The 6,151-nt window shown below is 62.7% G+C and carries 6 protein-coding genes and 1 pseudogene; 4 read left to right on the top strand and 3 right to left on the bottom strand.

Features of this window, described 5'->3' with window-relative positions; translation table 11 throughout:
* The 3 genes and pseudogenes from EN925_RS18835 to EN925_RS18845 form a co-directional block, all read right to left on the bottom strand.
* Window positions 1–364: pseudogene (locus tag EN925_RS18835) on the bottom strand (energy transducer TonB); the annotation flags it as partial.
* A gap of 91 nt (window positions 365–455) precedes the next feature.
* A complete protein-coding gene (locus EN925_RS18840) occupies window positions 456–899 on the bottom strand; it encodes a hypothetical protein (protein WP_127370003.1) in 444 nt (147 codons plus the stop codon).
* 5 nt (window positions 900–904) lie between these two features.
* Window positions 905–3,103, bottom strand: coding sequence for a TonB-dependent hemoglobin/transferrin/lactoferrin family receptor (locus EN925_RS18845; protein WP_127370004.1), 2,199 nt, complete (start codon window positions 3,101–3,103; stop codon window positions 905–907).
* 198 nt (window positions 3,104–3,301) lie between these two features.
* Between EN925_RS18845 and hemP the strand changes: the two genes are divergently transcribed.
* From hemP to EN925_RS18865, 4 genes are all read left to right on the top strand, one after another.
* Window positions 3,302–3,508: a hemin uptake protein HemP gene (gene hemP, locus EN925_RS18850; RefSeq protein ID WP_063168168.1), complete on the top strand. Its 207-nt coding sequence runs from the start codon at window positions 3,302–3,304 to the stop codon at window positions 3,506–3,508.
* Window positions 3,509–3,531: 23 nt separating this feature from the next.
* Window positions 3,532–4,593, top strand: a complete 1,062-nt coding sequence (locus tag EN925_RS18855) for a hemin-degrading factor (RefSeq protein ID WP_127370105.1) — start codon at window positions 3,532–3,534, stop codon at window positions 4,591–4,593.
* A gap of 11 nt (window positions 4,594–4,604) precedes the next feature.
* The gene (locus EN925_RS18860) at window positions 4,605–5,513 is read left to right on the top strand and encodes a hemin ABC transporter substrate-binding protein (RefSeq protein WP_127370106.1); all 909 of its coding nucleotides are present in this window, start codon (window positions 4,605–4,607) and stop codon (window positions 5,511–5,513) included.
* An 11-nt stretch (window positions 5,514–5,524) separates the two neighbouring features.
* On the top strand, window positions 5,525–6,151 hold a 627-nt coding region (locus tag EN925_RS18865; protein ID WP_164894273.1), incomplete at its 3' end, for an iron chelate uptake ABC transporter family permease subunit.

The following is a 6,151-nucleotide window of genomic DNA, read 5'->3' on the forward strand; positions in this document are numbered from 1 at the left end:
GCTGTTCTGGAACGGCGACAGCCGGTTGCGGGCTGGGCACCAGTGCAACGTTTATTGCCGTCGGGTCCTTGTCCAGCGCGCTGCCGACCACGTTGGTGCCCGACTGATCACTGCCTTCCGGCTGCTCGGCATTCTGGGAACTCGAAATCCCCGAAGGCGAGATCAGAAAAGCCGCCGCCACGGCGGCGTGGAGCGCGCAGGAGACGACGATCGCCGCCGTCCATTTGCGGTTCCAGGCCGATGGCCGCGGCAGCGCGAGCGGCTCGGTTGGCTCTATCGCCAGCTCGGCGCCGGCTTCGGGGAGGGGGCTGATATCCTGCATGTCTCGCCGCGAGACCTGCAGCGACAAGAGCAGAATTGTCAAATCAAGATCGTTCGCTCGCAGCGGCAGTCGGCAGTGGCCGGCAACTGGCCACGCCGCTTTGTTTTGCAGGAATGCGGGATGCAGTCCCACCTCAGACGCCGAAGGCGATACCGGTCTTGGTGTCTGTCTTCAGCTTTCGCATGCAGGCGTTCGGTTCGACGCCGGTACCGGTGCATTCGGTCGCGCTGTTGATCAGCACGCGGCTGACTTTCGAGCACTCGGTGCCGGCCAGATCGAAACGCGTCACCTTGGTCTTGCCGGCCGGCAGTTCCTTGAAGTCGAGCACGGTCAGCCGGTCGACGACGCCTGCCTCGTTGAACAAGGCGATCTCGAAGGCAGCCTTGGCCAGGTCGGCGCCGAGATTGTTGTTGACCACGAACGTCAGGCGGCAACCCTTGTCGGAAGGTTGCGCACCATTGAGTTCCAGGGTGAGCGCGGGGACCGGCGCGGACTCTTGCGCCCACGCCGGAACCATCGCAAGCGACATCGCCAGCATCGAGGTCAGCAGACGAAGGGGTGTCGTCAAGCTCGTCATGGCAATCAGCCTCCAAACCGCATCGTTGCCGCCAGCTTCAGCGTTATGCCGGGCTCGTAGGCCGCGAAAACCGGCTGCGGCGGCTGGCCGGCCGTGGTCAGGTTGAGCGGGTTGGCGTATTTGACATCGAACAGATTGTCGGCGCGGAAATCAATCTTCAAATTGTCCGTCGCCTGGTAGCTGGCAAAGGCATTGACCAGCGTGTAGTCCTCGGCGATCGGATTGCCCTTGGGCTTGCCATTGTATTGCACTTCGCCGCCGACGGTCAGCTTGTCCTCGAGGAAGCGCAAGCCGAGCTGCGCGGTGACCTGGGATGATGGGATCGTGGCGAGATCCGCTTCCACACCCTTGTAGGAAATGGTGTGACCATTGGTGATTGAAGCCGAGAGCCCGGCATAGCCCCATCCGGCATCATAGACGCCCTCCAGTTCGAAGCCGTCGATCTTGGCCTTGGCAAAATTCTGGTACTGGAAGCATATCGGGATACCGGGTCCGCTCGGGCAACCGGCTGCCGGGTCAAACCGCGACAGGGTAACGCCATCGATGTAATCTTCGACATCATTGTTGAAATACGCTGCCTTGATGCGCAGCGCATCGCCGGCTTCGAGGATGTCGTTCTGCTTGTAGTTGACGCCGAACTCGGTCGTCTTGCCGGTTTCCGGCCGCAGATTGGGATTGGGCAGGAACGGAAAGCTGACGCCTGCCGGATGATTGCCGCTGATCAGCGTCTCGGTGATCGATGGCGAGCGATAGCCCTCGGCATAGGTGCCATAAAACTGAAGGCCGGCAAGGCCTGCGGATTCGAACGGGGAGACGCCGACGGTGATGCGCGGCGATACCCTGTCGCCGGAAATGTCGTGGGTGTCATCCTTGAGGCTGTAGTTGTCGTAACGCAGCCCGGCGATGACTTCGAGCCACTCCCAGGTGAGCTTGTCCTGGACATAGGCGCCCGAAACGTTGCGCTTGCCCGAAGGCGTGTAGAAACTGTCGCCACCAGCCGCGCCGCCTGTCTTGACATTATCGCCGGCCCAGTCGCCGCCATAGGTCAGCTCGTGCGCGATCCCACTCGTCTCGAACCGGGACGTGTTCCAGATGTCGATGCCGGTGGTGCCGACGTCGAATGTCGACTGCGATCCCGCCGGCAAGACAACGGGAAGGCCGGTGACCGGATCAAAGCGGTTTTGCGGGACAAGGCTGGTCAGATCGAGGTTGGTCTTGTTGTAGGAGGTGTTGATGTGGAGATCGAGCCAGCTCTTGTCCTCATCCGTGATGTTGTAGCGCGCCGTGAAGGTGTTCGACTTCAGGTCGACGTCATTGACCGGCGCACCGCCGCTGATCTCGTTCCAGCCATCGCTTGAGCCGACCCAGCCGAGCTTCAGTTCGCTGTTGTCGGTCGGGCGTATGCTGGTCTTGAGCAGTCCGCTCAGCACGTCGAAGCCGGTGCCCTTGACGGTGTCGCCGCCGCCATCCTTGTAGTCGTCATAGTCGCGGTAGACGATGTTGCCCAGCACGTCCCAATTCTCGTTAATGCGGTAGGCGCCGGATGCACTTGTGGTCCAGCCCTTGCCGTTGCTCTCATAGCGTCCCGTGACGGAACCGGCCCATGTTTCGTCAGGCTTGAGGAAATCCTCGGCATCCTTGGTGTCGAAGAAGACGACGCCGCCGATGGCGCCCGAGCCGTAGGTGTTGGCTACAGGACCACGGATAACATCCACGGATTTGACGAGTTCGGGGTCGATGTAGAAGGTCGACTGCGTGCCGTGGTCGGAGCGCTGGAAATTCTGTCGTGCGCCGTCGACGATGACTGCGACGCGACCGAAATCCTGCAGGCCGCGGATGTTGATGCTGGTGCTGACGCGCCTGGCGTCGGCCTGCGCCGCGACACCGGGCACGCCGAGCAGCATCTCATTGGGCGTCGTCGCCATGCGGCGGTCGAGCTGTTCCTGGCCGATATGGCTGGCCGATGCCAGCGATTCGATCGCCGTCTCGCCGGTGCGGCTGATGACGAGGATCTTGTCGAGCAGCGTTGCTCCCGCTGGTGCTGCCTTTTCCTCTTCAGCCTTCTTCGTTTGATCTGTCGTCTGCGCCGCCTGCTGGGCGTTGGCCAGTTGCGCCGATAAGGCAATCGCCGCCACACTTGCCAGCAATGCCGCCGCGCCGTTCGCCGCCGACCGGCCGCGCCATTCCCAAGTCACAAACCCCATGCCCCAACTCCAAAGTCCAGGTTTCATGCTGGCTGGCCCGGGGCTGGCTGGCATTTTTGATCGTCGCCGACGTCTTAAATGTTGACTCATTTAATCCGGTATTGCACTGACTAGTAAACATGATTATTCAAGTCAAGAAATGAATCGGATTACGCAACGCCTAGCCAGACGCCCGGCACAGGAAAGGGATCCATCCAGATGAACACCCACAATCCCAACGATTTTCGCTATCGCGTCCGCCGTCCCGACGATGCCTCCCCCCATTTCGACCGGGTTCCGCTGGCGGTACGAACCCTTTCCAGCAACACCCTGTTCCAGGGCGAGCACGAGATAGGCATCGAGCATCACGGTGCACTCTACCGGCTGAAGATCACCCGCCAGGGCAAGCTCATTCTCAACAAGTAAGACAAGGCAACAGGGACCGAGACATGGATCAGCGCGTAAAATCCGCCCCGCATGAAATCCGGCGGGCACGGACAGACAATCCGAAGACGCGCGAGCGTGATCTGGCTGCCCATCTCGGCATTTCGGAAGCCGAACTGGTCGCGGCGCATTGCGGCGACGGCGTCGTCCGCATCGAGCCGCGCGTCAACGATCTTCTGACCGGCCTCGAGGCCGTCGGCGAGGTCATGGCGCTGACCCGCAATGAAAGCGCGGTGCACGAGAAGATCGGCGTCTATGACAAGGTCGTCACCGGCACCCACAATGCCATGGTGCTTGGCGAAAACATCGACTTGCGCATCTTCCCGAAGGTCTGGGCACACGGCTTTGCCGTCGAGAAGCGCGACGGCGACGAAATCCGCCGCAGCCTCCAGTTCTTCGATGCGGCAGGCGAGGCCGTGCACAAGGTGCATCTGCGGCCGGCCTCCAGCCTCTATGCCTATCAGAAGCTGGTCGCCGCGCTCGAATCGTCCAACCAGGAACCGACGGTCGACATCTCGGGGCCACTCCCCGATGACGAGATCCATGGCGACGGAGCGGCCGCCAATCTCGACGATCTGCGTGACCGCTGGAGCCGGCTGACCGACGTGCACCAGTTCTTTGGTATGCTGAAGACGCTGAAACTAAGCCGCCGGCAGGCGGTGCGCCTGGTTGGGCAGGACTATGCCTGGCAGCTCGACAATGAGGCGGTCCGGGCCATGTTTCATCATGCCGCGGAGGGCGAGATGCCGATCATGTGCTTTGTGGGAAACCGCGGCTGCATCCAGATCCATTCCGGTCCGATCAAGTCGATCAAGCCGATGGGACCATGGATCAACGTGCTGGACGAAACCTTCCACCTGCATCTGCGCACCGACCACATCCACGAGGTCTGGGCCGTGCGCAAGCCGACCAAGGACGGTCATGTCACCTCGCTCGAGGTCTATGACGCCGACGGCAAGATGATCATCCAGTTCTTCGGCAAGCGTCATGAAGGCGAAAGCGAGCGAGACGACTGGCGCTTCCTGGCGGAAAACCTGCCGCGCATCCCAAGCCCGACCGCAGCCTGAGAAAAAATGCTATGAGTGTTTTCCCAAAATTGTCGGCTGTGCGCGGATCTATTTTGGGGCCGGTGATCGGTCTCTCCATGGCTGCTATCGCACTGCAACCCGCCAGCGCCGCGGATGGCACGGCCGTGTTTGCCGATCCTTCAAAGATCGTGGCCATTGGCGGCTCGATCACCGAGATCGTCTATGCTCTCGGCCAGGAAAAGCATCTGGTGGCACGCGATTCCACCAGCCGGTTCCCAAAGGCGGCGCTTGAGCTGCCCGATGTCGGCTATATGCGCGCGCTGTCGCCGGAGGGTGTGCTGTCGGTCGACCCGACCGGCATCCTGGCGCTGCATGGCAGCGGCCCCAAGGAAGCAGTCGATGTCTTGAAGAAGACGAGCGTGCCGTTCATCGAGGTGCCCGAGCACTACAGCCACGAAGGCATTCTCGAGAAGGTCCGCATCGTCGGCAAGGCGCTCGGCGTCGACGCCAAGGCCGAGGTGCTGGCCAAGGAGCTCGATGCCAAGCTCACGGCCGCCGAGAAGCAGACGGCTTCGATCAAGGAGCGCAAGCGCATCCTGTTCGTGCTGTCGATACAGGGCGGCAAGATTCTGGCGGCCGGCAGCGAGACCGCCGCCGACGGCATGGTCAAGCTGGCCGGCGGCGTCAACGCGGTCGAGGGCTTTTCCGGCTACAAGCAGATGTCCGACGAGGCGATCATAACCGCCAGGCCTGACGTGATCCTGATGATGAGCAATGCCGGGCCTCCGGTTTCGGACGACGAACTGTTCGGCAATCCATCGATCGCCTCCACGCCGGCCGGAACGGCGCACAAGCTGATCCGCATCGACGGCGCCTATCTGCTCGGCTTCGGGCCGCGCACGGCTGATGCCATCCACGACCTCGCTGTCTCGCTTTATGGCGGGCAGGTCACGGACTGAGCAGGCAGATCATGGTCGATCAATCGATCGCCGGCCCGGTGATGGCAAGCGTATCCGAAGGCGACCGGTCGGGCCGCGCCCGCATCGTCATCCTTCTGCTGTGCCTGGGGCTCGCGGCTGCCGTTTTTCTGTCGCTGACATCGGGGGCTTCGGACGCATCGGCCGCCAACGTCATCGGGGGCTGGCTGTTCGGCGCAGTGCCTGACGACGCCGCGTTGAGCGCCCGCGACAGCCTGATCGTCTATGACATCCGCCTGCCGCGCGTCATCCTCGGCATGCTGGTCGGCGCGGCGCTCGCCGTCTCCGGCGCGGTCATGCAGGGGCTGTTCCGCAATCCGCTGGCGGACCCCGGCCTGATCGGCGTCTCGGCCGGCTCCAGCCTCGGCGCGGTTGCCGTCATCGTGCTCGGCGCGACGATATTGGCTCCGGTGACAGCCTTGCTCGGCACGCTTGCCCTGCCGCTGGCGGCCTTCTGTGGCGGGCTCGCCACCACGCTGATGCTCTATCAGGTCGCGACGCGGCGGGGGCAAACCTCGGTTGCCACAATGCTGCTCGCCGGCATCGCGCTGGCGGCGCTCGCCATGGCGCTGACCGGCATCCTTATCTTCATGGCCGACGATCGCCAGTTGCGCGACCTG

The sequence above is a fragment of the Mesorhizobium sp. M7A.F.Ca.US.006.04.2.1 genome, from assembly GCF_004022915.1.
Lineage (GTDB): Bacteria > Pseudomonadota > Alphaproteobacteria > Rhizobiales > Rhizobiaceae > Mesorhizobium > Mesorhizobium ciceri.

Excerpts from the sequence above, each read along its gene's own strand:
- EN925_RS18840 (WP_127370003.1), bottom strand. The coding sequence starts at position 899 with ATGACGAGCTTGACGACACCCCTTCGTCTGCTGACCTCGATGCTGGCG.
- EN925_RS18845 (WP_127370004.1), bottom strand. The coding sequence starts at position 3,103 with ATGGGGTTTGTGACTTGGGAATGGCGCGGCCGGTCGGCGGCGAACGGC.
- hemP (WP_063168168.1), top strand. The coding sequence starts at position 3,302 with ATGAACACCCACAATCCCAACGATTTTCGCTATCGCGTCCGCCGTCCC.
- EN925_RS18855 (WP_127370105.1), top strand. The coding sequence starts at position 3,532 with ATGGATCAGCGCGTAAAATCCGCCCCGCATGAAATCCGGCGGGCACGG.
- EN925_RS18860 (WP_127370106.1), top strand. The coding sequence starts at position 4,605 with ATGAGTGTTTTCCCAAAATTGTCGGCTGTGCGCGGATCTATTTTGGGG.